At 70.6% G+C, this 20,505-nt stretch carries 20 protein-coding genes; 8 read left to right on the top strand and 12 right to left on the bottom strand.

Translation table 11 applies throughout. The features are described from left to right. Window positions 1-202 precede the first annotated feature (202 nt). The 7 genes from ACZ39I_RS05775 to ACZ39I_RS05745 all read right to left on the bottom strand — a co-directional run bounded on the left by ACZ39I_RS05775 (window position 203) and on the right by ACZ39I_RS05745 (window position 7,086). On the bottom strand, window positions 203-1,099 hold the full coding sequence (locus ACZ39I_RS05775) for a carbohydrate ABC transporter permease (protein ID WP_352390505.1): 897 nt from the start codon (window positions 1,097-1,099) through the stop codon (window positions 203-205). Further along, complete coding sequence (locus tag ACZ39I_RS05770) at window positions 1,096-2,031, bottom strand: carbohydrate ABC transporter permease (RefSeq protein ID WP_352390506.1); 936 nt, start codon at window positions 2,029-2,031, stop codon at window positions 1,096-1,098. The genes ACZ39I_RS05775 and ACZ39I_RS05770 overlap by 4 nt, the downstream gene beginning before the upstream one ends. Window positions 2,032-2,160: 129 nt before the next feature. Continuing rightward, entirely contained in the window at window positions 2,161-3,897 is a 1,737-nt protein-coding gene (gene araD, locus ACZ39I_RS05765; protein ID WP_467243061.1) for an L-arabinonate dehydratase, read from the bottom strand. After that, window positions 3,894-4,805 carry a dihydrodipicolinate synthase family protein gene (locus tag ACZ39I_RS05760; protein WP_467243058.1) on the bottom strand — a complete coding sequence of 304 codons (912 nt, stop codon included), beginning with the start codon at window positions 4,803-4,805 and terminating at the stop codon, window positions 3,894-3,896. Before ACZ39I_RS05760 ends, araD begins: the two co-directional genes overlap by 4 nt. Beyond that, the gene (locus tag ACZ39I_RS05755; RefSeq protein ID WP_451474090.1) at window positions 4,802-5,458 is read right to left on the bottom strand and encodes a GntR family transcriptional regulator; all 657 of its coding nucleotides are present in this window, start codon (window positions 5,456-5,458) and stop codon (window positions 4,802-4,804) included. The genes ACZ39I_RS05760 and ACZ39I_RS05755 overlap by 4 nt, the downstream gene beginning before the upstream one ends. 161 nt (window positions 5,459-5,619) lie before the next feature. Then, complete coding sequence (locus tag ACZ39I_RS05750; RefSeq protein ID WP_467243052.1) at window positions 5,620-6,375, bottom strand: MBL fold metallo-hydrolase; 756 nt, start codon at window positions 6,373-6,375, stop codon at window positions 5,620-5,622. A 126-nt stretch (window positions 6,376-6,501) separates the two neighbouring features. Continuing rightward, window positions 6,502-7,086 carry a TIGR03086 family metal-binding protein gene (locus ACZ39I_RS05745; protein WP_467243051.1) on the bottom strand — a complete coding sequence of 195 codons (585 nt, stop codon included), beginning with the start codon at window positions 7,084-7,086 and terminating at the stop codon, window positions 6,502-6,504. Between the two features lie 295 nt (window positions 7,087-7,381). Between ACZ39I_RS05745 and ACZ39I_RS05740 the strand changes: the two genes are divergently transcribed. Further along, window positions 7,382-8,665, top strand: coding sequence for an MFS transporter (locus tag ACZ39I_RS05740; RefSeq protein WP_467243049.1), 1,284 nt, complete (start codon window positions 7,382-7,384; stop codon window positions 8,663-8,665). On the opposite strand, the gene ACZ39I_RS05735 is transcribed toward ACZ39I_RS05740, so the two are convergent. Next, window positions 8,602-9,762 (bottom strand): hypothetical protein, encoded by a 1,161-nt coding sequence (locus tag ACZ39I_RS05735; RefSeq protein ID WP_467243045.1) that lies wholly within the window; start codon window positions 9,760-9,762, stop codon window positions 8,602-8,604. The two genes, ACZ39I_RS05740 and ACZ39I_RS05735, sit on opposite strands and share 64 nt — an antisense overlap. Further along, window positions 9,759-10,706 (bottom strand): 5-dehydro-4-deoxyglucarate dehydratase, encoded by a 948-nt coding sequence (locus ACZ39I_RS05730; protein ID WP_467243041.1) that lies wholly within the window; start codon window positions 10,704-10,706, stop codon window positions 9,759-9,761. The genes ACZ39I_RS05735 and ACZ39I_RS05730 overlap by 4 nt, the downstream gene beginning before the upstream one ends. Window positions 10,707-10,891: 185 nt before the next feature. Between ACZ39I_RS05730 and ACZ39I_RS05725 the strand changes: the two genes are divergently transcribed. The 7 genes from ACZ39I_RS05725 to ACZ39I_RS05695 all read left to right on the top strand — a co-directional run bounded on the left by ACZ39I_RS05725 (window position 10,892) and on the right by ACZ39I_RS05695 (window position 18,300). After that, window positions 10,892-11,701, top strand: a complete 810-nt coding sequence (locus tag ACZ39I_RS05725; RefSeq protein WP_352390516.1) for an NAD-dependent epimerase/dehydratase family protein — start codon at window positions 10,892-10,894, stop codon at window positions 11,699-11,701. A gap of 308 nt (window positions 11,702-12,009) precedes the next feature. Then, window positions 12,010-12,777 (top strand): DeoR/GlpR family DNA-binding transcription regulator, encoded by a 768-nt coding sequence (locus tag ACZ39I_RS05720; RefSeq protein ID WP_403658041.1) that lies wholly within the window; start codon window positions 12,010-12,012, stop codon window positions 12,775-12,777. Window positions 12,778-12,854: 77 nt separating this feature from the next. Further along, window positions 12,855-14,228, top strand: coding sequence for an ABC transporter substrate-binding protein (locus tag ACZ39I_RS05715; RefSeq protein WP_467243037.1), 1,374 nt, complete (start codon window positions 12,855-12,857; stop codon window positions 14,226-14,228). Next, entirely contained in the window at window positions 14,225-15,163 is a 939-nt protein-coding gene (locus ACZ39I_RS05710; RefSeq protein WP_467243035.1) for a carbohydrate ABC transporter permease, read from the top strand. Before ACZ39I_RS05715 ends, ACZ39I_RS05710 begins: the two co-directional genes overlap by 4 nt. Further along, window positions 15,160-15,999, top strand: coding sequence for a carbohydrate ABC transporter permease (locus ACZ39I_RS05705; RefSeq protein WP_467243032.1), 840 nt, complete (start codon window positions 15,160-15,162; stop codon window positions 15,997-15,999). The genes ACZ39I_RS05710 and ACZ39I_RS05705 overlap by 4 nt, the downstream gene beginning before the upstream one ends. After that, on the top strand, window positions 15,996-16,985 hold the full coding sequence (locus ACZ39I_RS05700) for a zinc-dependent alcohol dehydrogenase family protein (RefSeq protein WP_467243029.1): 990 nt from the start codon (window positions 15,996-15,998) through the stop codon (window positions 16,983-16,985). Before ACZ39I_RS05705 ends, ACZ39I_RS05700 begins: the two co-directional genes overlap by 4 nt. 73 nt (window positions 16,986-17,058) lie before the next feature. After that, the gene (locus ACZ39I_RS05695) at window positions 17,059-18,300 is read left to right on the top strand and encodes a TerD family protein (RefSeq protein ID WP_467243326.1); all 1,242 of its coding nucleotides are present in this window, start codon (window positions 17,059-17,061) and stop codon (window positions 18,298-18,300) included. Between the two features lie 157 nt (window positions 18,301-18,457). Here the strand turns inward: ACZ39I_RS05695 and ACZ39I_RS05690 are convergent, their stop codons facing one another. From ACZ39I_RS05690 to ACZ39I_RS05680, 3 genes are read right to left on the bottom strand one after another with little or no spacing between them, the layout of a single operon-like run. Further along, the gene (locus ACZ39I_RS05690; RefSeq protein ID WP_467243027.1) at window positions 18,458-19,024 is read right to left on the bottom strand and encodes a TetR/AcrR family transcriptional regulator; all 567 of its coding nucleotides are present in this window, start codon (window positions 19,022-19,024) and stop codon (window positions 18,458-18,460) included. Window positions 19,025-19,040: 16 nt separating this feature from the next. Continuing rightward, entirely contained in the window at window positions 19,041-19,448 is a 408-nt protein-coding gene (locus tag ACZ39I_RS05685) for an NUDIX hydrolase (RefSeq protein ID WP_467243025.1), read from the bottom strand. Between the two features lie 19 nt (window positions 19,449-19,467). Next, window positions 19,468-20,484: a 1-aminocyclopropane-1-carboxylate deaminase gene (locus ACZ39I_RS05680; RefSeq protein WP_467243022.1), complete on the bottom strand. Its 1,017-nt coding sequence runs from the start codon at window positions 20,482-20,484 to the stop codon at window positions 19,468-19,470. Between the last annotated feature and the right edge of the window lie 21 nt (window positions 20,485-20,505).

The raw sequence follows: 20,505 nt of genomic DNA, 5'->3' as shown, positions 1-20,505 counted from the left end.
TCCTTGCCAGAGCCACAGACAGACGGTTGCCGCACACCCGCGGCCGGCCCGGCGCCACTGCGACCGACCGCCGTACCTGCCGTCTCGGGCAGCCCGGCGGCACCCACTCCGAGGAGCCTTCGGCCGACGGCGCGGCCCTCGGAGCGGACGGCTACGCCGACCAGGCCCAGCACCACGCCACCCAGCGCGATCCGTCGGAGGCTCATCCCTTCACCGCCCCCGCGCTGAAGCCCGTGATCAGCCACTTCTGGATGAAGGCGAACACGATCACCACGGGGACGGCGGCGATGATGCCGCCGGCGGCCAGCGCGCCCAGGTCGACGCTGTCCGCGCTCATCAGGGTGTTGAGGCCGACCGGGATCGTCTGCTTGTTCTGGTTGTTGAGGAACATCAGGGCGAACAGGAAGTGGTTCCAGGAGTGCACGAAGGCGAAGGAACCGACGGCGATCAGACCGGGTCGCAGCAGCGGCAGGACGACGATCCGGAACGCGGTGAACCGGTTGCAGCCGTCCACCCAGGCCGCCTCCTCCAGGGAGTACGGCACGTTCTTGATGAAGTTGCTGATCAGGATCATCGACAGCGGCAGCTGGAAGACCGTCTCGGCGATGATGACACTGGTCAGCGAGTTGATCATCTTCAGTTCGGCGAAGATCTCGAACAGCGGCACCAGGAGCAGCGCGCCCGGCACGAACTGCGAGCACAGCAGCGCCAGCATGAACGCGTTCTTGACCTTGAAGTCGAACCGGGCGAGCGCGTAGCCGCCGGCCAGGGCGACGAGGGTCGTCATCACCAGCGTGGCGAGGCCGACGTACACGCTGTTCTCGAAGTACGTGCCGAACGCCCGCTCCGTCCACACCTTCTCGAAGTGGTCGAAGGTGATCGGCCAGGGCACGAGCGAGGTCGAGCCGGCCGGACGCAGCGCGAACAGCAGGATCCAGTAGAAGGGGATGATCGTGAAGACGAGGTAGATCGACAGCGGCAGGTAGACGTGCCAGCGCGGGACCTCGTCCCAGGTGCGGCGGTGCTTCACCGAGCGGGGCGGCTCGGGTGCCTCGCGCACGGGAGCGGGTGCGACCTCCGTGGCCTCCTTGGTGATCACTTGGAACCGCCTCCGAACTTGCTCAGCCGCAGGTACACCATCGAGCAGAAGAGCAGGATCACGAACGCGACCGTGGTCAGGGCGGACGCGTAGCCGAAGTTGTGGGCGTCGACGGAGGTGTTGGCGATGTAGAGCGGGAGGGTGGTGGTCTCGCCCGCCGGGCCGCCGCCGGTCAACGTGTAGAGCAGGTCGACGTTGTTGAACTCCCACACCGCGCGCAGCAGCGTGGACAGGATGATCGCGTCCTTCAGATGGGGCAGCGTGATGTGCCAGAACTGCTTGAAGCGGCTGGCCCCGTCGACCTCGGCGGCCTCGTACAGGTCCTTCGAGACGGACTGGAGGTCGGCGAGGATGAGGATCGCGAAGAAGGGGACACCGCGCCACAGGTCGGCGACGACAGCCGCCGAGAAGACGGTGGAGGTGTCCGACAGCCAGCTGGTGCCGTAGGAGCCGATGCCCATGTCGGCGAGGTAACGGGTGATGCCCGTCTGGGAGTTGTAGAGCAGCACCCAGATCGCGGAGGTCAGCACACCGGAGACGGCCCACGGTGAGAAGACCATCGCGCGCCCCAGCCCGCGGCCCACGAAGCTCTGGTTGACGATCAGCGCGAGCGCCAGGCCGAACAGCAGCTGGAGTCCGACCTCGACGAAGACCCACTTGGCGCTGAACGTCAGCGTGTCCCAGAACTGCGGGTCCTTGGTGAAGATCTGGACGAAGTTGTCGAAGCCCGCGTACCCGTTCCGCCACGGCTTGGTGGGGTTGTAGTTCTGCAGGCTGTAGTAGAAGACGCTGATGACCGGGTAGGCGATGAAGCCCAGCATCAGCAGGGCCGCCGGCGCGATCAGCAGGTAGGGCAGCTTGCGCGGTGTGGCGGAGCCACGGCGTCGCCGGGGTGGCGCGGGCGGTTTCGCCACGGCTGCGGCTTGGGCCATGACTGTTCTCCGTTCTCAGTACGTCGGACGTGCGACGTGCGTTCGTCGTGCGGGAAGCGCTTTCTCTCTGCACATGGATGTGCCAGGTCGTGCTGTGCGATGGTGCCGCCCGCCCCAGCGGGTCGTGGTTCAGCTCGCGTACGGGTCGGCGACCTTGCCCGGGCGGGCGAGGAACTCGAAGTCGCAGCCGGTGTCGGCCTGGGTGATCTGTTCGTTGTAGAGCGCGCGGTAGCCGCGCTCGTCACGCACGGGCGGCGGCGTCCACTCCGCCCTCCTGCGCTCCAACTCCTCGTCGTCCACGTTGAGTTGCAGCAAGCGTGCCTCGACGTCGAGGGTGATGCTGTCCCCCGTGCGCACGAGGGCGAGCGGTCCGCCGATGTACGACTCGGGCGCCACGTGCAGCACGCAGGCGCCGTAACTCGTCCCGCTCATCCGGGCGTCGGAGATCCGGACCATGTCCCGCACGCCCTGCTTGAGCAGGTGGTCGGGGATGGGGAGCATCCCGTACTCGGGCATGCCCGGGCCACCCTTGGGCCCGGCGTTGCGCAGCACCACCACGCTGTCGGCGGTGATGTTCAACTTCGGGTCGTTGATGGTGCGTTGCATGGTCCTGTAGTCGTCGAAGACGACCGCGGGCCCGGTGTGCTTGAGCAGGTGCGGCTCGGCCGAGATGTGCTTGATGACGGCACCGTCGGGGCAGAGGTTGCCGCGCAGGACGGCGACCCCGCCCTCGTTCGCGACCGGGTTCTCGCGGGTGCGGATGACGTCGTCGTTGTGGACGACGGCCCCCGCGATCTGCTCGCCCAGGGTGCCGTTGACGGTCGGCCGGTCCAGGTGGAGCAGGTCGGTGATCCGGGAGAGGAAGGCGGGCAGACCGCCGGCGAAGTAGAAGTCCTCCATCAGGTACGTCTGTCCGCCGGGCCGGACGTTCGCCAGCACCGGCACGGTACGCGCGATGCGGTCGAAGTCGTCGAGGGTGAGCTTGATGCCCGCCCGGCCGGCCATCGCGATCAGGTGGATGACCGCGTTGGTGGAGCCGCCGAGTCCGAGCACCGTGGTGACGGCGTCCTCGAAGGCCTCACGGGTGAGGATCTCGGACGGCCTCAGGCCGGTCCAGGCGAGCTCCACCGCGCGGCGCCCGGAGGCGGCGGCCATCCGCTCGTGCGCGGAGTCGACGGCCGGGATCGAGGAGGCACCCGGCAGGGTCATGCCCAGGGTCTCCGCCGCCGCGGTCATCGTGGACGCGGTCCCCATGGTCATGCAGTGACCCGGGGAGCGTGCCAACCCGCCCTGCAGTTCCCGCAGTTCGCAGTCGGTCAGGTTACCGGCGCGGTGCTCGTCCCAGTACTTCCACATGTCGGTGCCGGACCCGAGGGTCTCGCCCCGCCAGTGCCCCGGCAGCATCGGCCCGGCGGGCACGAAGAGGGAGGCGACATCGGCCGAGGCCGCGCCCATGAGCAGCGCGGGCGTCGACTTGTCGCAGCCGCCGAGCAGCACCGCCGCGTCGATCGGGTACGACCGCAGCAGCTCCTCGGTCTCCATCGCGAGCAGGTTGCGGTAGAGCATCGGGGTGGGCTTCTGGTACGTCTCCGAGAGGGTGGCGACCGGGAACTCGAGCGGGAAACCGCCGGCCTGCCACACTCCCCGCTTGACCGCCTCGGCGCGCTCGCGCAGGTGCACGTGGCAGGGGTTGATGTCGGACCAGGTGTTGAGGACGGCGATCACCGGGCGGCCCTGGTACTCCTCCGCCTCGTAACCGAGCTGGCGCATCCGGGCGTTGTGCGACCAGGTGCGCAACTGGCCCTCGGCGCCGTACCACTGGTGGCTGCGCAGTTCCTCCGGCCGCAGGCGCTCTCTGTCCGTCATATCGACCACCCGGCGGCTATCGCGGCGACCTCGGAGCGTTCGGCCTCGGGCAGCTCGCGGCTCGGCGGGCGCACGTCGCGGCGGCACAGGCCGAGGGAGGCGAGGGCCTCCTTGACGACGGTGACGTTGTTGGCGGAGCCGTTCGCCGCGCGGAGTTCCTCGAAGCGGCGGATCTGCTCCCAGACCTTCATGGCGGCCGGGAAGTCACCGGAGCGGAGCGCTTCGATCATGTTCAGCGAGACGGCGGGGGCGACGTTCACGAGCCCGGAGGTGAAGCCGGTGGCGCCCGCCGAGAAGTAGGAGGGCGCGTAGGGCTCGGCGAGCCCGGCGACCCACACGAAGCGTTCGAGTCCCGCGTCCCGTGCGAAGGCGGCGAACCTGGCCGCGTCCGGGACGGCGTACTTCACGCCGATCACGTTCGGGCAGGCGTCGGCGAGTTCGGCGAGACGGTCGCCGGCGAGCTGGGCGTTGCGGATGTACGGGACGACCCCGAGTTCCGGGACGGCCGAGGCGATCGCGCGGTGGTAGTCGATCCAGCCGCCCTGGGAGACGTAGGGGTGGACGGGCTGGTGGACCATGATCATGCTCGCACCGAGTTCGCGGGCATGGCGTGCGGAGGCGACGGCGGTGGGGACGTCGTGTCCGACGCCGACGAGGATGTCGGCCCGGTCCCCGCCCTCGTCGACGGTCCACTCGGTGACCAGGCGGCGCTCTTCGGGGCTGAGGGCGTAGAACTCGCCGGTGTTGCCGTTGGGGGTGAGGGTGGTGATCCCTCCGTCGAGCAGCCGACGCAGCAGGGCCCGGTGGGTGTCCTGGTCGACGGTGCCGTCCTCGGCGAACGGGGTCACCGGGATCGCCACCACGTCGGCCAGGGCCGCCCGCTGGGTCTCGAACGTCTCGCTGCTCATTCCTGACCTTCCTGGTCCAGCACTCCGGGGAACGCTCGTTCCACGAAGGACGCGATGTGGGCGTGCAGGGCGCGGGCCGCGCCGTCCGCGTCGCCGTCCAGGGCGAGCCGCAGGATCTCCCGGTGCTCGCCGGCCTCCCGGTCCCAGGACGGCGAGGCGGCCCAGGCGACGGCGGAGACCAGGGCGGCCTGGTCGCGGACCTCGTCGAGCATCCGGCCGAGCAGCGGGTTGCCGCAGGGCAGGTAGAGGGCGCGGTGGAACTCCCGGTTGGCGAGGGAGCGTTCGGCGGTGTCGGTGGCGTCGTCGGCCCGGGTCAGCGCGTCTCGTGCGGCGTCGAGGGAGGCCCCGCGCCGTACGGCCCGCTTGAGTGCCTCGGGTTCGAGGAGCAGCCGGACGTCGTAGACCTCGCGCGCCATGTCCGCGTCCACCATGCGCACCGTGACGCCCTTGTACTGGCTCATCACGACGAGCCCGGTCCCGGCCAGGGTCTTGAGCGCCTCGCGCACCGGGGTCTTGGACACCCCGAACTGTGCGGCGAGTTCGGTCTCGACCAGGGCCTGACCAGGCGTCAGGCGCCCGGTGAGGATGCGGCGTTTGATCTCCTCCAGCACGTACTGCGTGCGGGAGGGGATCGGCGTGGGCACAGAGGTCATGCGCGCCTCTCGGATCTCGCGTATCGGATCTTGCGTATCTGATCTCGCATATCGCGTCTCATATATGACGTACGAAGTACGACGCGTTGAAGGTAGGGAGGACCGCGATGTTTCGTCAATGCTTCTGGCAAAAGAAGCCGAAGTTGCGATGAAGAGGAGGGTCAGACGAGCCGAGTGGCGCCCTCGAAGGCCGTGCTGGTGCGCCCGGCGAAGGCGGCGGCGGCGCGCGTGGTCGCCTCTTCCCTGGTGAGCGTGGGTCCGACGTGGGTGATGATCAGCTCCCGCGCCCCGGCCTTGCGGGCGATGTCACCGGCGTCCTCGGGGGTCAGATGGACCTGTTCGCCTTCGCGATGACGGTCGATGTCCGCCTCGCACAGGAACAGGTCCGATTCCGCGGCGAGCTCGACGAGGGCGGCGCAGGGCCCGCTGTCCCCCGAGTACGCGAGGACCCGTCCCGCGCACTCGGCGCGCAGACCGTACGCCTCCGTGTCGTGGACGACGGCCCGGGAGGCGAGCCGGAGGTTCCAGTGCCGGACCTCGTGGCCGTCGTACAGGGGATGAAAGGTGAGAATGCCGTCGAGGAAGCGCACGTCGGACCGTCCGAAGAACCCGGCGAGGCGGTGGGCGCAGCCGGGTGGCGCGTACACCGGGATCGGGGCGGGCGGGGTGAGTCCGCCGTACGCGAAGGCGTAGACGGCGGACAGCAGGTCCGCGCTGTGGTCGGCGTGGAGGTGGGAGATCCAGATCGCCGTCAGCCGGGAGGGGTCCGTGTGCCGCTGCAACTCCGCGAAGGTACCGGGCCCGGCGTCCACCCACACCTCGGCGCCCCCGCCGCGCAGCAGATACCCGGAGCAGGGGCGGCCGGGCCCCGGGTGCGGGGAGGCGGTACCGAGGACGGTGAGACTGAGGGGCGGCATGGTGGGGAGCGTACGGTCCGGGCAGACCGACCGCCGCCCGTTTCCGTTCCTCTACGGCAGGGTCGTACCGGTGTCTACGGCAGCCGGGCGCGCCCCCGCGACGGCGTCCACGAGACCCGGTTCCCGTTACGGCGTCCAGCCCGGGTTCCGCCCGCTGAGCCCGATCGCCCGGTCCAGCAGCGACGCGTCCTGTGCCACGGGGACGATCGGGCCGAAGATGGCGTCCCGGCTCGGATCCTCCGCGCAGGCGAGAAGGAAGTCGTAGCAGGCCCGGAGCGCTGCGGGGTCCGGCTCGTAGGCCTGGCCGGTGGCGCGGGCCAGGTCCCAGCCGTGGACGACCAGTTCGTCGATCGCGACGGCGGCGGCGACCTCGGCGGGCAGGTCCACGCCGCCCGCGCGGGTCATGCCGGTCCAGGCGGCCGGGTCGCGCCATGCCTCGGCGAGTTCGTCGAGGACCTTGGGGAGCTCCTGGCGCCAGCCGGGGCCGATGTCGGGGACGGAGTCGGTCGGCGGGGTGTCGGTCGTGACGCCGAGGTCCTTGCGGGCGGCGTCACGGAAGGCCGCGGCGAGGCCGAGCAGGTGGCCCAGCAGATGGCGCACCACGAGGTCGGGACACGGGGTCGGGTCCTTGAGCCGCTCGTCGGTCACGGCGTCCGCCAGCCGGGCGATGATCCGGGTCTGGGGCTCGAAGTCGATGATCGTGCCGGTCATGCGTCACTCCTCACGGTGCCCGGGGCGCTGTTCCCGGGCACGATTCCCGGGCGCGGTGCCCGGGGCCGTGCAGGGTGGACCGCCCGCGCCCCGAAAACTCATCGGTGCCGCCACCTCCTCCCGCGCGGCCGCCGCGATCTGCGCCGGCACCGCCACGACACTGTCCCCGGCCCAGTGGCACACCTACATCCAGGACGCCCCTTACCGGGACGTGTGCCCGGGGGCTGATCCGCGAGGACATCCAGGGCATCTGCCCGATGCCCGCACCAGGGCCTCAGATCCACGCTTTCCAGGCATGACGAGAGCACGCAGGACACCCAGAACACCCAAGACGCCTAAGACATGGCCGGCACTGCGCGTCGTCCGCGACCGCGACGCGGGGTTCTTCCTCGCCGCGGTCGTGGTCTCCGGCTTCGGCACCTCGGCGTTGTGGCTGGTGTCAAGCGTGTGGGTCAAGGACCTCACCGGCTCGGACGGACTGGCCGCGCTGTGCATGCTCGCGATGTGGGCGCCGACCGTGGCGGGCCCGCTGCTGGGCGCGCTCGCCGACCGTGTCCCCCGCAAACCCCTGCTGATCGGCGCGAACCTGCTCCCGGCGGCCCTCCTGCCGCTGCTGTTCACCGTCGACTCCCCGGACCGCGTCCCGCTCCTCCTCGCGGTCCTCTTCCTGTACGGCGCGGCGGGCGTCGTCCAGGACGCGGCGGAGTCGGCCCTGGTCGCGGGCGCCGTCGCCCCGTCGCTGCTCGGCGACTTCAACGGTGTGCGCACGGCGGTCACGGAGGGCATGAAGCTGGTGGCCCCCCTCGCGGGCGCGGGCCTCTACGCCCTCCACGGCGGCCCCGGCGTGGCCCTCCTCGACGCGATCACCTTCGTGCTCGCCGCGGTGCTGTACGCCGGGCTGCGCGTCCGCGAGAGCGAGCCGCGGTCGGCCGTCGACGGCCGACGAAGGTCACCCCGACTCACCCCCGCCTCCGAGGGCGTGCGCCACATATGGGCCCACCCCACACTGCGCCCCCTGATCCTGTCCGGCGGCACCACCATGCTCTTCGCCGGGCTCAACGGGGCGCTGATGTACGCCGTGATCGACGGCCTCGGCCACTCCCCCGCCTACGCCGGCGCGCTGTACGCCGTCCAGGGCGCCGGATCCGTGGCGGTGGGGCTGCTGTCCGGGCCCGCCCTGCGCCGCCTGGGCGAGCGCCGGTTCGCCGCGTACGGCATCGCGTTGACGGCCGTCGCCGCCGGGTTGCGGGCGGTCCCCAGCGACCCGCTCGCCCTCGCGTGCAGCGCGGCGAGCGGGGTGGGCCTCCCCTGCGTGCTGATCGCCGCGCTCACCGCCGTGCAGCGACAGACGCCGGACGAACTGCTGGGCCGGGCGGTCGCGACGGCCAACACCGTGGTGTTCACGCCGAACGTGCTCGGCCTCGCCACGGGCGCCGCGCTGGTCGAACTGGTCGACCAGCGGCCCCTGTCGGCCGTCCTGGGCGTGGTGTGGCTCGCCACGGCCGTACCGCTGTTTCAGAGGCCGGCCAGCGCCCCGCGGATCGCGTCCAGGTCGCCGTCCGACGCCAACCCGGCGTGATAGAGCCGGATTTCGGTGGCCCCGAGTTCCCGCGCCCGGGCCGCGTCCGCGGCGAGCGTGCCCGGGCTGCCGCCCATCTGGGAGACGACGGGGAAGTTGGCGGCGATCACCGCGTCCGCGCGGGCCCGCGCGAAGGGCGTGAGCAGGTCCGGTCCGCCCGCGCAGGGCACGACGACGCCGTCCGCGACGGACAGGATGTGCCCGGGGTCGACGCCCGGGTTGGCGCCGACGTGGTACGTCACGGGGTCGGCGTGCAGCAGGATCTGGAAGCCCTCGGGTGCGGCCGCGCGGACCGCCCGGACCGCCGACTCCTGGAGGGTGCGGGCGGTTTCGTCGCGCCACGCGCGGGTGGCCGCCGCCGTCCCGGAGCCGAGCAGCTTCTCGACGCCGGCCCAGCCCTCGTCGTCCGGCGCGCCCTGCCACAGCGGCTCCAGGGCGGTGCGTACGGCGGCCGCCAACTCGTCGGCGTCGACGCCCTGTTCGCCGTACCCTTCGCGGCAGGTGCCGCAGAAGCAGAGCGCCATGAGGTACATGCCGGCGTCGCCGAGGGGCACCCCGCCGGTCTTGTCGTGGGCGTGCAGGTGCTGGAGTCCGTACCAGCCGAGGGACTCCAGTTCGGTGCCGGCCGCGCCGGGGCGGAGTGCCGCCTCGACGGCGAGGTCGACGAGGTACGCGCGCGTGGCGGGCTGCGCGATGCACGGGGCCCAGGGGTAGCGGTCGCCGTAGGCGTTGACGACGGAGGTGTCCGGATGTTCGGCGCCCAGGCGGGAGTTGTGCGCGAGGACGACCCAGGTGTGCACCTCGAGCCCCGCGCCCGTCAGGGCCCGCGCCGCCTCGCCGAAGGCGTCGCCGGGGGCCCAGTCGCCGGCCGCGTAGGGGCGCAGTTCGCGGCCCGCCCAGCGGTCGTCCACGGGGTAGAGCACGGCCGCGTGCTCGGCGGTGACGATGCGGTGGCGGGGGTGGCGGGGGGTCAACGCGCGCGTGGAGTGGTAGGCGGAGGCGAGGGTCGCCTGCTGTACACCGAGCGCGGCGATGCGCTCCGCGGCCTGCGGATCCCCGTTGACGTCCCAGGGGTAGACGAACGTAGCGGCCTTCACTGCTCCTTCTCCTCCTCCAGCAGCGCGTACCCGCGCTCGGTGATCTGCGCGAGCTGCTTCACATGGTCCTCGCCCGGCTCGTGCAGCGGCGGGCGGACCTCCCCCACGTCGAGCCCGCGCATCCGGACCCCGGCCTTCACCAGCGAGACCGCGTACCCGCGGCCCCGCGCGCGCAGTTCGACGAAGGGACGGTAGAAGCCGTCGAGCAGACGGTCGGCGGTGGCCCGGTCGCCGTCGATGAGCGCGCGGTGGAAGGCGAGGGCGATCTCGGGGGCGAAGCAGAAGACGGCGGACGAGTACAGGGGGACGCCGATGGCCTGGTAGGCGAGCTGGGTCTGCTCGGCGGTCGGCAGTCCGTTGAAGTAGAGGAAGTCGCCGGGGACCTCGGTGCGTACGGCGCTGACGATCCGCTGCATGAGGTCCAGGTCGCCGAGGCCGTCCTTGAGACCGATGATCCCCTCGCTGCGGGCCAGCTCGACCACGGTCTCCGGGGTGAAGACGGCGTTGTCGCGCTGGTAGACGATCACCGGGAGCGCGGTCGCGGCGGCCACCTCGCGGTAGTGCCGCAGCAGCCCCTCCTGCCCGGCCACGACGAGGTAGGGCGGCAGGGCGAGCAGTCCGTCGGCGCCGGCCGCCTCGGCGAGCCGTGCGTACCGTACGGCGAGCGCGGTGCCGTATCCGGCGCCCGCGACCACCGGCACCCGGCCCGCCGTCTCCTCGACGGCCGCCCGGACACACGCCTCGAACTCCTCGGGCGTGAGCGCGTGGAACTCCCCGGTGCCGCAGCAGGCGAACACGGCCGCGGCCCCCGCCGTCACGCCCTCGCGTACATGCGCGCGATAGGTGTCGAGGTCGACCGAGCCGTCGGCGCCGTACGCCGTGACCGGGAAGAACAGCGGCCCGCTGGGGATGCCGAGTCGATGGACGAGGTCGGCAGACGTCACAGGCTCTCCCTAGAACAAGTGGAACGGGCGGACAGAACGGAAGGGGCGTGCGGGATTCTGATCGGAGTTTATATTTATGAACATGGGTCGCGCCACCCTTGACGAGGTAGGGCAATGATCCTTAGCTTGTCCACGAATGTGAATACCGTGCACTCATACGGCCGTCGCCCCAAGGAGACCCGAGAATGCCCGCTCCCCGTACCGTTCTGCTCACCGGTGCCGCCGGCGGGCTCGGCACCCTGATGCGGGATCTGCTCCCGGCCTACGGCTACGACCTGCGCCTGCTCGATCTGCGACCCGTCGAGGGCGAGCCGGACGCGATCGTCGCCGACCTCGCCGACAAGGACGCCGTCCGCGAGGCCGTACGCGGTGTCGACGCGATCATCCACCTAGCGGGCATCTCCCTGGAAGCCCCCTTCGAGAAGATCCTCAAGGCCAACATCGAGGGCACCTACAACCTGTACGAGGCCGCGCACGCGGAGGGCGTCGGACGGATCGTCTTCGCCTCCTCCAACCACGCCGTCGGCTACACCCCGCGCCCGCGGGGCGACGACCCGCTGATCCCGATCGACACCCCGCGCCGCCCGGACACCTTCTACGGTCTGTCCAAGTCCTTCGGCGAGGACCTCGCGCAGTTCTACTGGGACAAGCACGGCGTGGAGACCGTCTCCGTGCGCATCGGCTCCTGCTTCGCCGAGCCCACCAGCGTGCGCATGCTCTCGGTGTGGATGAGCCCGGCCGACGGCGCCCGCCTCCTCCACGCGGCCCTGACCGCCGAGGACGTCGGCCACACCGTGGTCTACGGCTCCTCCGCCAACACCCGCCTGTGGTGGGACCTGACCACCGCACGGTCCCTCGGCTACGACCCGCAGGACGACTCCGAGCCCTACGCGGAGAAGCTGATCGCCGAGCAGGGCGAACTCCAGGACGGCAACGAGGGCCACGCCTACCTGGGCGGCCAGTTCGTGACGGACCCGCCGATCTGGCCGTACTGACGCCATCGAGACGGACGGGCGGGCACCGAACGGGCCCGCCCGCAGCCATATCCGGGCACGGGCAACAGCCCCGGGCGCAGGCGCGGCAGCGCCACGCCGAGGGGCGCGGGGAACTGCGCGACCAGCCACAACGAACCCCAAGCCGCCACACCACCGCACTACCCGAGCCCGTAGGCCCACCCCGCCCGAACGGGCACACGCGGTCACTATCACCCCCGCAACAGACCTGGTCACCACACCCCACCCGCTGTAGAACTTCCCCCAGAGCCCGAACGGGCAGACAGCACAGCAGCAAGGCGGGTGAGCCCATGACCAACAGCGCGGAAGACCGCCAGCGGCACATCGTACGGACCGCCCGCACCACCGGCTCCGTCGACGTCAACACCCTCGCCACCCAACTCGGCGTGGCCAAGGAAACCGTGCGCCGAGACCTTCGCGCCCTGGAGGACCACGGCCTGGTCCGCCGTACGCACGGCGGCGCCTACCCCGTGGAGAGCGCCGGGTTCGAGACCACGCTCGCCTTCCGGGCCACCAGCCATGTGCCCGAGAAGCGCCGGGTCGCGGCCGCCGCGGCCGAGCTGCTCGGGGACGCCGAGACGGTCTTCGTCGACGAGGGCTTCACCCCGCAGCTCATCGCCGAGGCTCTGCCCCGGGACCGGCCGCTGACCGTGGTCACCGCGTCCCTGCCGGTCGCCGGCGCCCTCGCCGAGGCCGAGAACACCTCCGTCCTGCTGCTCGGCGGCCGGGTCCGCCCCGGCACCCTGGCGACCGTCGACCACTGGACGACCAAGATGCTGGCCGGCTTCGTCCTCGACCTGGCCTTCATCGGCGCCAACGGCATCTCCCGTGAACACGGCCTCACCACCCCCGACCCGGCGGTCAGCGAGGTGAAGGCGCAGGCGATCCGGGCCGCGCGCCGCACGGTGTTCGCCGGCGTGCACACCAAGTTCGGCGCGGTCAGCTTCTGCCGGTTCGCGGAGATCGGCGCGCTGGAAACGATCGTGACGAGCACGCTGCTGCCCTCTTCCGAGGCCCACCGCTACTCACTGCTGGGACCACAGGTCATCCGGGTCTGACTCTCGAAACGGCTTGGTCAGCAGGCTTTTTGTGCCGCAAGGCACCCTTTATGTCCCTCTATGTCCAGGAGCGATCCATGCGAACCCAGAGCCGACGACGGCCGCCGCGAGCCACGCTCGCCATGGCCGCCGCAGGGACGCTGCTCGCCCCGCTGCTCTCCGGCTGCTGGGTCGGAGCGGGCGGGGCCGGGTCGGGCGGTGACGCCATCAACGTCCTGATGGTCAACAACCCCCAGATGACCGAGTTGCAGAAGCTGACCCGGGCCCACTTCACCAAGGAGACCGGGATCAAGGTCAACTTCACCGTCCTGCCCGAGAACGACGTCCGCGACAAGATCAGCCAGGACTTCGCCAACCAGGCAGGCCAGTACGACGTGGCGACCCTGTCGAACTACGAGATCCCGATCTACGCCCGCAACGGCTGGCTGCACGAGATGAACTCGTACCTGGCCAAGGACCCCTCGTACGACGAGAAGGACGTCCTGGCCCCGATGCGCCAGTCGCTGACCGGCGACGACGGCAAGCTCTACGGCCAGCCCTTCTATGGCGAGTCGTCCTTCCTGATGTACCGCAAGGACGTCTTCGAGAAGGAGGGGCTGACGATGCCGACCCACCCCACCTGGACCCAGGTGGCCGACCTGGCCGCGAAGGCGGACGGCGCCGAGTCCGGCATGAAGGGCATCTGTCTGCGCGGCCTGCCCGGCTGGGGCGAGGTCATGGCCCCGCTCACCACGGTCGTGAACACCTTCGGCGGCACCTGGTTCGACAAGGGCTGGAAGGCCCGCCTGGACTCCCCCGAGTTCGAGAAGGCGGTGAAGTTCTACGTCGGCCTGGTCCGCGACCACGGCGAGTCCGGCGCCGCCCAGTCCGGCTTCGCCGAGTGCCTCAACAACATGACCCAGGGCAAGGTCGCCATGTGGTACGACGCCACCTCCGCGGCCGGTTCCCTGGAGGCCAAGGGCTCCCCGGTCAAGGGCAGGATGGGCTACGCCCCCGCCCCCGTCGAGGAGACGAAGTCCTCCGGCTGGCTCTACACCTGGGCCTGGGGCATCCAGGACGCCTCACGCAACCCCGACAAGGCCTGGAAGTTCGTCTCCTGGGCCTCCGGCAAGCAGTACGAACAGCTGGTCGGCGACGAGATCGGCTGGTCCAACGTGCCGGCCGGCAAACGCGCGTCGACGTACACCAACCCCGCCTACGTCAAAGAGACCGCCGCCTTCCAGGAGATGACCAAGGAGGCCATCGAGCAGGCCCGGCCGAACGACCCGGGGGTGCAGCCGCGCCCCGCGCCCGGCATCCAGTTCGTCGGCATCCCCGAGTTCACCGATCTCGGCACCAGGGTCTCCCAGGAGATCAGTGCGGCCATCGCCGGGCGCCAGTCCGTCGAGTCGGCCCTGAAGAAGTCCCAGCAGATCGCCGAGAAGATCTCCGAGGAGTACGAGGGACGATGACCGCGACAACCATGGCCCCGCCGGCCACCGAGACCGTACGCACCGCGGACCCGTCCAAGGCCCGCCTCCGCGCCTGGGCCACCCGCGGCCCGCTGCTCCCCGCCCTGATCTTCATGATCGTGGTCACCCAGCTGCCGTTCGTGGCCACGGTGGTGATCTCGTTCTTCGACTGGAACTCCCTCTATCCCAAGGCCCGTCACTTCACCGGCGTCGCCAACTACCAGGAGGTCCTCACCGACGCGGACCTGCGGCACTCGGTGTGGACGACGGTCCTGCTGACGGTGACCGTGGTCCTGGTCAGCCTGATCCTCGGACTGCTCCTGGCTCTGCTCCTGGACCGTCGCTTCAAGGGCCGGGGCGTGGTCCGCACCTTGCTGATCGCCCCCTTCCTGGTGGTCCCGGTGGCGGCAGCGCTGCTCTGGAAACATGTGCTCTACAACCCTGAATACGGCCTGCTCAATGGGTTGTTGCACTATGTGGGCGGCCCACAGCCGGACTGGATCTCCAGCACCCCGCTGCTCGCCGTCGAGGCCTCCCTGGTCTGGCAGTGGACCCCGTTCATGATGCTCATCCTGCTGGCCGGCCTGCAGAGCCGCGACCAGCAGCAGATGGAGGCCGCGCGGGTGGACGGCGCGAGCGACTGGCAGATCTTCCGCTATCTGACGCTCCCGCACCTGCGCAGGTACCTGGAGCTGGGCGCGCTGCTGGGCTCGATCTACATCGTCCAGAACTTCGACGCGGTCTTCACGATCACGTCCGGCGGCCTGAGCACCGCCAACCTTCCCTACACCGTCTACCAGAGCTTCTACCAGGCCCACGAGAACGGCCTCGCCTCGGCGGCCGGCGTCCTGGTGGTCATCGGCTCGATCGTCATCGCGACCTTCGCCCTGCGCGTGGTGTCGTCCCTGTTCCGTGAGGAGGTAGGCCGGGCATGAGCAGCACAATCGCCGTGAAACGCAAGGGACTTGGGCTGGGTCTGGTGGCCTGGCTGCTGGGGATCGTGTTCTTCCTGCCGATCGCGTGGATGGCCCTGACGTCCTTCCACTCCGAGACGGACGCGGCCACCAACCCGCCCTCCTTCGGCGCCGCCCTCACCCTGGACGGCTACCGCGAGTTCTTCGGCACGGGCGGCGGCGCGAGCCCCTGGCCCGCCCTGATCAACTCGACGGTCGCCTCGCTGGCCTCGACGCTGTTCGTCCTGCTCCTGGCCCTCCCGGCGGCGTACGCGCTGTCGATCCGCCCGGTGAAGAAGTGGACGGACGTCCTGTTCTTCTTCCTGTCGACGAAGATGCTCCCGGTGGTGGCGGGCCTGCTGCCCATCTACCTGTTCGCCAAGAACACGGACATGCTCGACAACATCTGGCTGCTGGTCATCCTCTACACGTCGATGAACCTGCCGATCGCCGTCTGGATGATGCAGTCCTTCCTCGCCGAGGTCCCGGTGGCCGTGATCGAGGCCGCGCGCGTGGACGGCGCCCCCCTTCCCACGATCCTCGCGCGCGTGGTCGCCCCGATCGCCCTGCCCGGCATCGCGGCGACGGCCCTGATCTGCTTCATCTTCAGCTGGAACGAACTGCTGTTCGCGAGGGTGCTGACCGGCGTGGTGGCCGAGACCGCGCCCGTCTTCCTGACCGGCTTCATCACCAGCCAGGGCCTGTTCCTGGCGAAGGTGTGCGCCGCGTCGCTCGTCATCTCCCTGCCGGTGCTCGCCGCGGGGTTCGCCGCCCAGGACAAACTGGTCCAGGGCCTGTCGCTGGGAGCCGTGAAATGAAGGCCGCCGTCATCGAGTCCGTGGGCCGTGCCGTCGTCGCCGAGGTCCCGGACCCGACGCCGGGCCCGCGCGAGGTCGTCGTCGAGGTCGCCGCGTGCGGCCTGTGCGGCACCGACCTGCACATCCTCCAGGGCGAGTTCGCGCCCAAGCTGCCGATCGTGCCGGGCCACGAGTTCGCGGGCGAGGTGGTCGGGGTCGGCACCCAGGTCACCGAGCTCGCGGTCGGCGACCGGGTGGCAGTGGACCCGTCCCTGTACTGCCACGAGTGTCGACACTGCCGTACGGGCCACAACAACCTCTGCGAGCGCTGGGCCGCGATCGGTGTCACAACGGCGGGTGGCGCGGCGCAGTACGCGGTCGCGCCGGTGGCCAACTGCGTACGGCTGCCGGAGCATGTCCGCACCCAGGACGCGGCGCTCGTCGAGCCCTTGTCCTGCGCGGTCCGGGGCTATGACGTGCTCCAGTCCCGGCTGGGCGCCCATGTCCTGATCTACGGCTCGGGGACGATGGGCCTGATGATGCTGGAGCTGGCCAAGCGGACCGGCGCGGCGAGCGTGGACATGGTGGACGTGAACCCGACCCGCCTGGAGACGGCCCGCCGGCTCGGCGTCTCGGCGTCCGCCGCGAACCCGGACGAGCTGGACCGCCCCCAGGGCTGGAACCTGGTCATCGACGCGACGGGCAACGCGGCGGCGATCCAGGACGGCCTGGACCGGGTGGCCAAGGCGGGCACCTTCCTCCAGTTCGGCGTGGCCGACTACGCGACGCGGGTGACGATCGACCCGTACCGCATCTACAACCAGGAGATCACCATCACCGGCTCGATGGCGGTGCTGCACAGCTTCGAGCGGGCGGCGGAGCTGTTCGCGAACGGCGTCCTGAACCCGGAGATCTTCATCAGCGACCGGGTCCCCCTGGACCGGTATCCGCAGGCGTTGGAGCAGTTCGCGGCGGGAGTGGGCAGGAAGATCGTGGTGGTGCCGTAGCCCCGCTCGGCCATTTGGCCGTCGGGTAAGGGAACGGCAAAGTGGGCCCGATCGTTCACGGGGCATGACAGCTATGACCCCCGGCTCGAACATCCCCCTGTCCGCCGCCCGCGTGACGGTGGACGTCGCCGCGCCCGTGCGGCTCGACGTATCGGGCCTGCTGCTCACCGCCGACGGCAAGGTGCGCTCCGACGACGACTTCATCTTCTACAACCAGCCCTCAGGCCCGGGGGTGACGTACCGCTCGGGCGGCGGTACGTCACCCGACGCGATCACCGTCGACACGTCGGCCGTACCGCCCGGCATCGAGAAGATCGTCGTCACCGCGAGCCCGGACGCCGCGGGCCAGACCTTCCAGGGCATCGAACCGACGGCCACGATCCGCAACGCGGACGACAACAGCGTGCTGGCCACGTTCACGCCGCCGCAGCTCGGCACCGAGACGGCGCTGGTGATCGTGGAGGTCTACCTGCGCAACGGCGCCTGGAAGGCCCGGGCGGTGGGGCAGGGGTACGCCAACGGACTGGCGGGCATCGCGACGGACTTCGGCGTGACGGTGGACGAGCCGGCACCCACGGCCGCCGCTACACCCGCGCCGACGCCTGTGGCTCCGCCGGTCGCGCCCACCGTGCAGACCCCGGTGGCTCCGCCTACCCCGGCCGTGGACCCCAGGATCGCCCCGCCGCCGGCCCCCGCCGCGCCCCCGGCTCCGCCCGCCCCGCCCGCTCCCGGTGCCGGGAAGATCAACCTCGACAAGGGCCGGGTCAGCCTCCAGAAGAACCAGACGGTGTCCCTGGTCAAGGGCGGGCAGCCGCTTCTCTCCCAGGTCAAGATGGGCCTCGGCTGGGAGCCTGCGTACCGCGGCAAGGACATCGACCTCGACGCGTCCGTCATCGCCTACGGGCCGCAGCGCAACCACATCGACAGCTGCTACTTCGGCAAGCTGTCCATCGTCGGCGGCGCGATCAAGCACTCCGGCGACAACCTCACGGGTGAGGGCGGCGGTGACGACGAGGTGATCGTCGTGGACCTCGGCCGGCTCCCCCAGGAGGTCACCGGTCTCGTCTTCACGGTCAACTCCTTCTCGGGGCAGAAGTTCACGGAGGTCGCCAAGGCGTACTGCCGTCTCATCGACGCCGCGAGCGGAGAGGAACTGGTCCGCTTCGACCTCACGAACGCCGAGGCGCAGACGGGCGTGATGATGGCCAAGCTGATCAAGCAGTTCTCCGGCGAGTGGGAGATGACGGCGATCGGCGACTTCGTGAAGTCCCGCACGGTGCGGGGAATGGTGAAGCCGGCGGCACAGGCGCTCTAGCAGGTACCCCGCACCCCTGGGTGGGTACAGCCGGGCAAACGTCGACTGCACCTGCTCAGGGGCGCGGGGCTGTGACATCAGCGGCTCCGCCGCGGGGCGCGACCAGCCACCACGCAGCCGCAAGACGACATCGCGAGGCACACCCGTACGCGCACCCCTACGCCCGCAGCCCCTCCGTGAGCAGCGTCAGATAGCGCCGGATCGACTCCCCGCCCCCGTCGGCCAGTTCCGCCGCCCCCGCCACCCCGTGGGCCAGCCGGAGCAGCTCGATCGGCTCGACATCCCCCCGCAGTGAGCCTTCCTGCTGCGCCGCCGCCACCAGCCGCGTCGCCGCCCCGCGAACATGCGTCCCGCACACCGTGAGCACCGCTTCGCTCCCGTCCGCCATCGCGGACCCCAGCAGCGTCCTCAGCCCCCGCACCTGGATCGTCCCGACGCACAGCTCGTACAGCCACTCCGCCAGCGCCCGGCCCGGCGGCAACTCCTCCGCGAGCTCCTCTGCACGCCGTGCCAACCCCTCGACGCGTTCCAGGTACGCCGCCTCCAGCAGGGCCCGCCGGGTCGGGAAGTGCCGGTACAACGTCCCTGACCCCACACCGGCCCGCTTGGCGATGTCGTCGAGGGATGCGCCCTCCCCGTGCTCGGCGAACGCCTCCGCGGCCACCTTCAGCAGCCGCTCGTAGTTGCGCCGAGCGTCCGCACGCATGGGCCTGACCTGCGTCATCGGGATACTCCTTCCCTCAGGACAGTTGGCCGGAGGCGTGCAGCGCGTCGAACACCATCTGATCCACTGGCGAGACGCGCGCACGATCGCCGTAGCCGAACCAGTCCGACTCCTCGATCTCACTCGAGGCGACCAGCGGACCGGTGTACTCGGCGGTGTAGCAGATCATCCGGAACTCGGTGCTTCCGTCGCCGTCCCTCCGCGTCTCGAAGGTACCGACGTGCACCATCGTGGCCGTGTCGACCCGGGACCGGAGTTCCTCGGCGATCTCGCGCGCCAAGGTCTCGGCATCGGACTCACCCGGCTCCCGCTTCCCGCCCGGGAAGTAGAAGACATCCAGACCGCGGCAGCGTGTCACCAGCACCCGCCCGTCACGCACCAGAACCCAGGCCACCTTCTCCGGAACGCCCTCGCTCTTCCCCATGCCGGGACCATACCCACAGCTAGAACAACGCGCTGTACCCGTTGAGCGCCGGCTGCCCGCCCAGGTGGGCGTAGAGCACCGTGGAGTCCGCGCCGATCTCCCCGCGCCCGACGAGGTCGATCATCCCGGCCATGGACTTGCCCTCGTACACGGGGTCGGTGACCATCCCCTCGGTGCGGGCGGCGAGGCGCATCGCCTCCAGCGTGGTCTCGTCGGGGATGCCGTAGACGCCCGCGTGGTACCGCTCGTCCAGCTCTACGTCCTCTTCGGTCAACTCCTTGTGTACGCCGATGAGTTGCCCGGTGCGGTGGGCGATCCGCGCGATCTGTTCCCGGGTGGTGACGGGCTTGGCGGAGGCGTCGATGCCGAGGACGCGTCGGGGCCGGCCGCCCGCCTCCTCCAGCGCCCGGAACCCGGCGACCATGCCGGCCTGGGTGGACCCGGTCACCGAGCACACCACGACCGTGTCGAAGAAGACGCCCAACTCGCGCTCCTGGTCGGCCACTTCGTACGCCCACGCGGCGAATCCGAGGCCCCCGAGCGGGTGGTCGGAGGCGCCGGCTGGGATGGCGTACGGCTTGCCACCCCCGTCCTCGACGTCCCTGAGCGCCTGCTCCCAGCTCTCCTTGAACCCGATCCCGAACCCGGCCTTCACCAGCCGCACGTCGGCCCCGGCGAGCCGGCTGATCAGGATGTTGCCGACCTTGTCGTAGACGGCGTCCGGCCAGTCCACCCAACTCTCCTGCACCAGCACGCACTTGAGCCCGGCCCGGGCGGCGCAGGCGGCCACCTGACGGGTGTGGTTGGACTGGACGCCGCCGATCGAGACGAGGGTGTCGCAGCCCTTGGCGAGGGCGTCCGCCACCAGGTACTCCAGCTTGCGGGTCTTGTTGCCGCCGTACGCGATCCCGGAGTTGCAGTCCTCGCGCTTGGCCCACAGCGCGGCCCCGCCGAGTTGCGCGGTGAGGCGCTCCAGGCGGTGCACGGGGGACGGCCCGAACAGGAGGGGATAACGGTCGTAGGACGCAAGGGGCATGAGGACCTCCCGGGTCGGTCG

Source organism: Streptomyces sp. NPDC024687 (assembly GCF_055559055.1).
Note: the sequence above shows the minus strand (reverse complement) of the source record. Positions and strands in the feature narration are given on the sequence as shown.

Excerpts from the sequence above, each read along its gene's own strand:
- ACZ39I_RS05770 (WP_352390506.1), bottom strand. The coding sequence starts at position 2,031 with ATGGCCCAAGCCGCAGCCGTGGCGAAACCGCCCGCGCCACCCCGGCGA.
- araD (WP_467243061.1), bottom strand. The coding sequence starts at position 3,897 with ATGACGGACAGAGAGCGCCTGCGGCCGGAGGAACTGCGCAGCCACCAG.
- ACZ39I_RS05760 (WP_467243058.1), bottom strand. The coding sequence starts at position 4,805 with ATGAGCAGCGAGACGTTCGAGACCCAGCGGGCGGCCCTGGCCGACGTG.
- ACZ39I_RS05755 (WP_451474090.1), bottom strand. The coding sequence starts at position 5,458 with ATGACCTCTGTGCCCACGCCGATCCCCTCCCGCACGCAGTACGTGCTG.
- ACZ39I_RS05750 (WP_467243052.1), bottom strand. The coding sequence starts at position 6,375 with ATGCCGCCCCTCAGTCTCACCGTCCTCGGTACCGCCTCCCCGCACCCG.
- ACZ39I_RS05745 (WP_467243051.1), bottom strand. The coding sequence starts at position 7,086 with ATGACCGGCACGATCATCGACTTCGAGCCCCAGACCCGGATCATCGCC.
- ACZ39I_RS05740 (WP_467243049.1), top strand. The coding sequence starts at position 7,382 with ATGACGAGAGCACGCAGGACACCCAGAACACCCAAGACGCCTAAGACA.
- ACZ39I_RS05725 (WP_352390516.1), top strand. The coding sequence starts at position 10,892 with ATGCCCGCTCCCCGTACCGTTCTGCTCACCGGTGCCGCCGGCGGGCTC.
- ACZ39I_RS05720 (WP_403658041.1), top strand. The coding sequence starts at position 12,010 with ATGACCAACAGCGCGGAAGACCGCCAGCGGCACATCGTACGGACCGCC.
- ACZ39I_RS05715 (WP_467243037.1), top strand. The coding sequence starts at position 12,855 with ATGCGAACCCAGAGCCGACGACGGCCGCCGCGAGCCACGCTCGCCATG.
- ACZ39I_RS05710 (WP_467243035.1), top strand. The coding sequence starts at position 14,225 with ATGACCGCGACAACCATGGCCCCGCCGGCCACCGAGACCGTACGCACC.
- ACZ39I_RS05705 (WP_467243032.1), top strand. The coding sequence starts at position 15,160 with ATGAGCAGCACAATCGCCGTGAAACGCAAGGGACTTGGGCTGGGTCTG.
- ACZ39I_RS05700 (WP_467243029.1), top strand. The coding sequence starts at position 15,996 with ATGAAGGCCGCCGTCATCGAGTCCGTGGGCCGTGCCGTCGTCGCCGAG.
- ACZ39I_RS05695 (WP_467243326.1), top strand. The coding sequence starts at position 17,059 with ATGACCCCCGGCTCGAACATCCCCCTGTCCGCCGCCCGCGTGACGGTG.
- ACZ39I_RS05690 (WP_467243027.1), bottom strand. The coding sequence starts at position 19,024 with ATGACGCAGGTCAGGCCCATGCGTGCGGACGCTCGGCGCAACTACGAG.
- ACZ39I_RS05685 (WP_467243025.1), bottom strand. The coding sequence starts at position 19,448 with ATGGGGAAGAGCGAGGGCGTTCCGGAGAAGGTGGCCTGGGTTCTGGTG.
- ACZ39I_RS05680 (WP_467243022.1), bottom strand. The coding sequence starts at position 20,484 with ATGCCCCTTGCGTCCTACGACCGTTATCCCCTCCTGTTCGGGCCGTCC.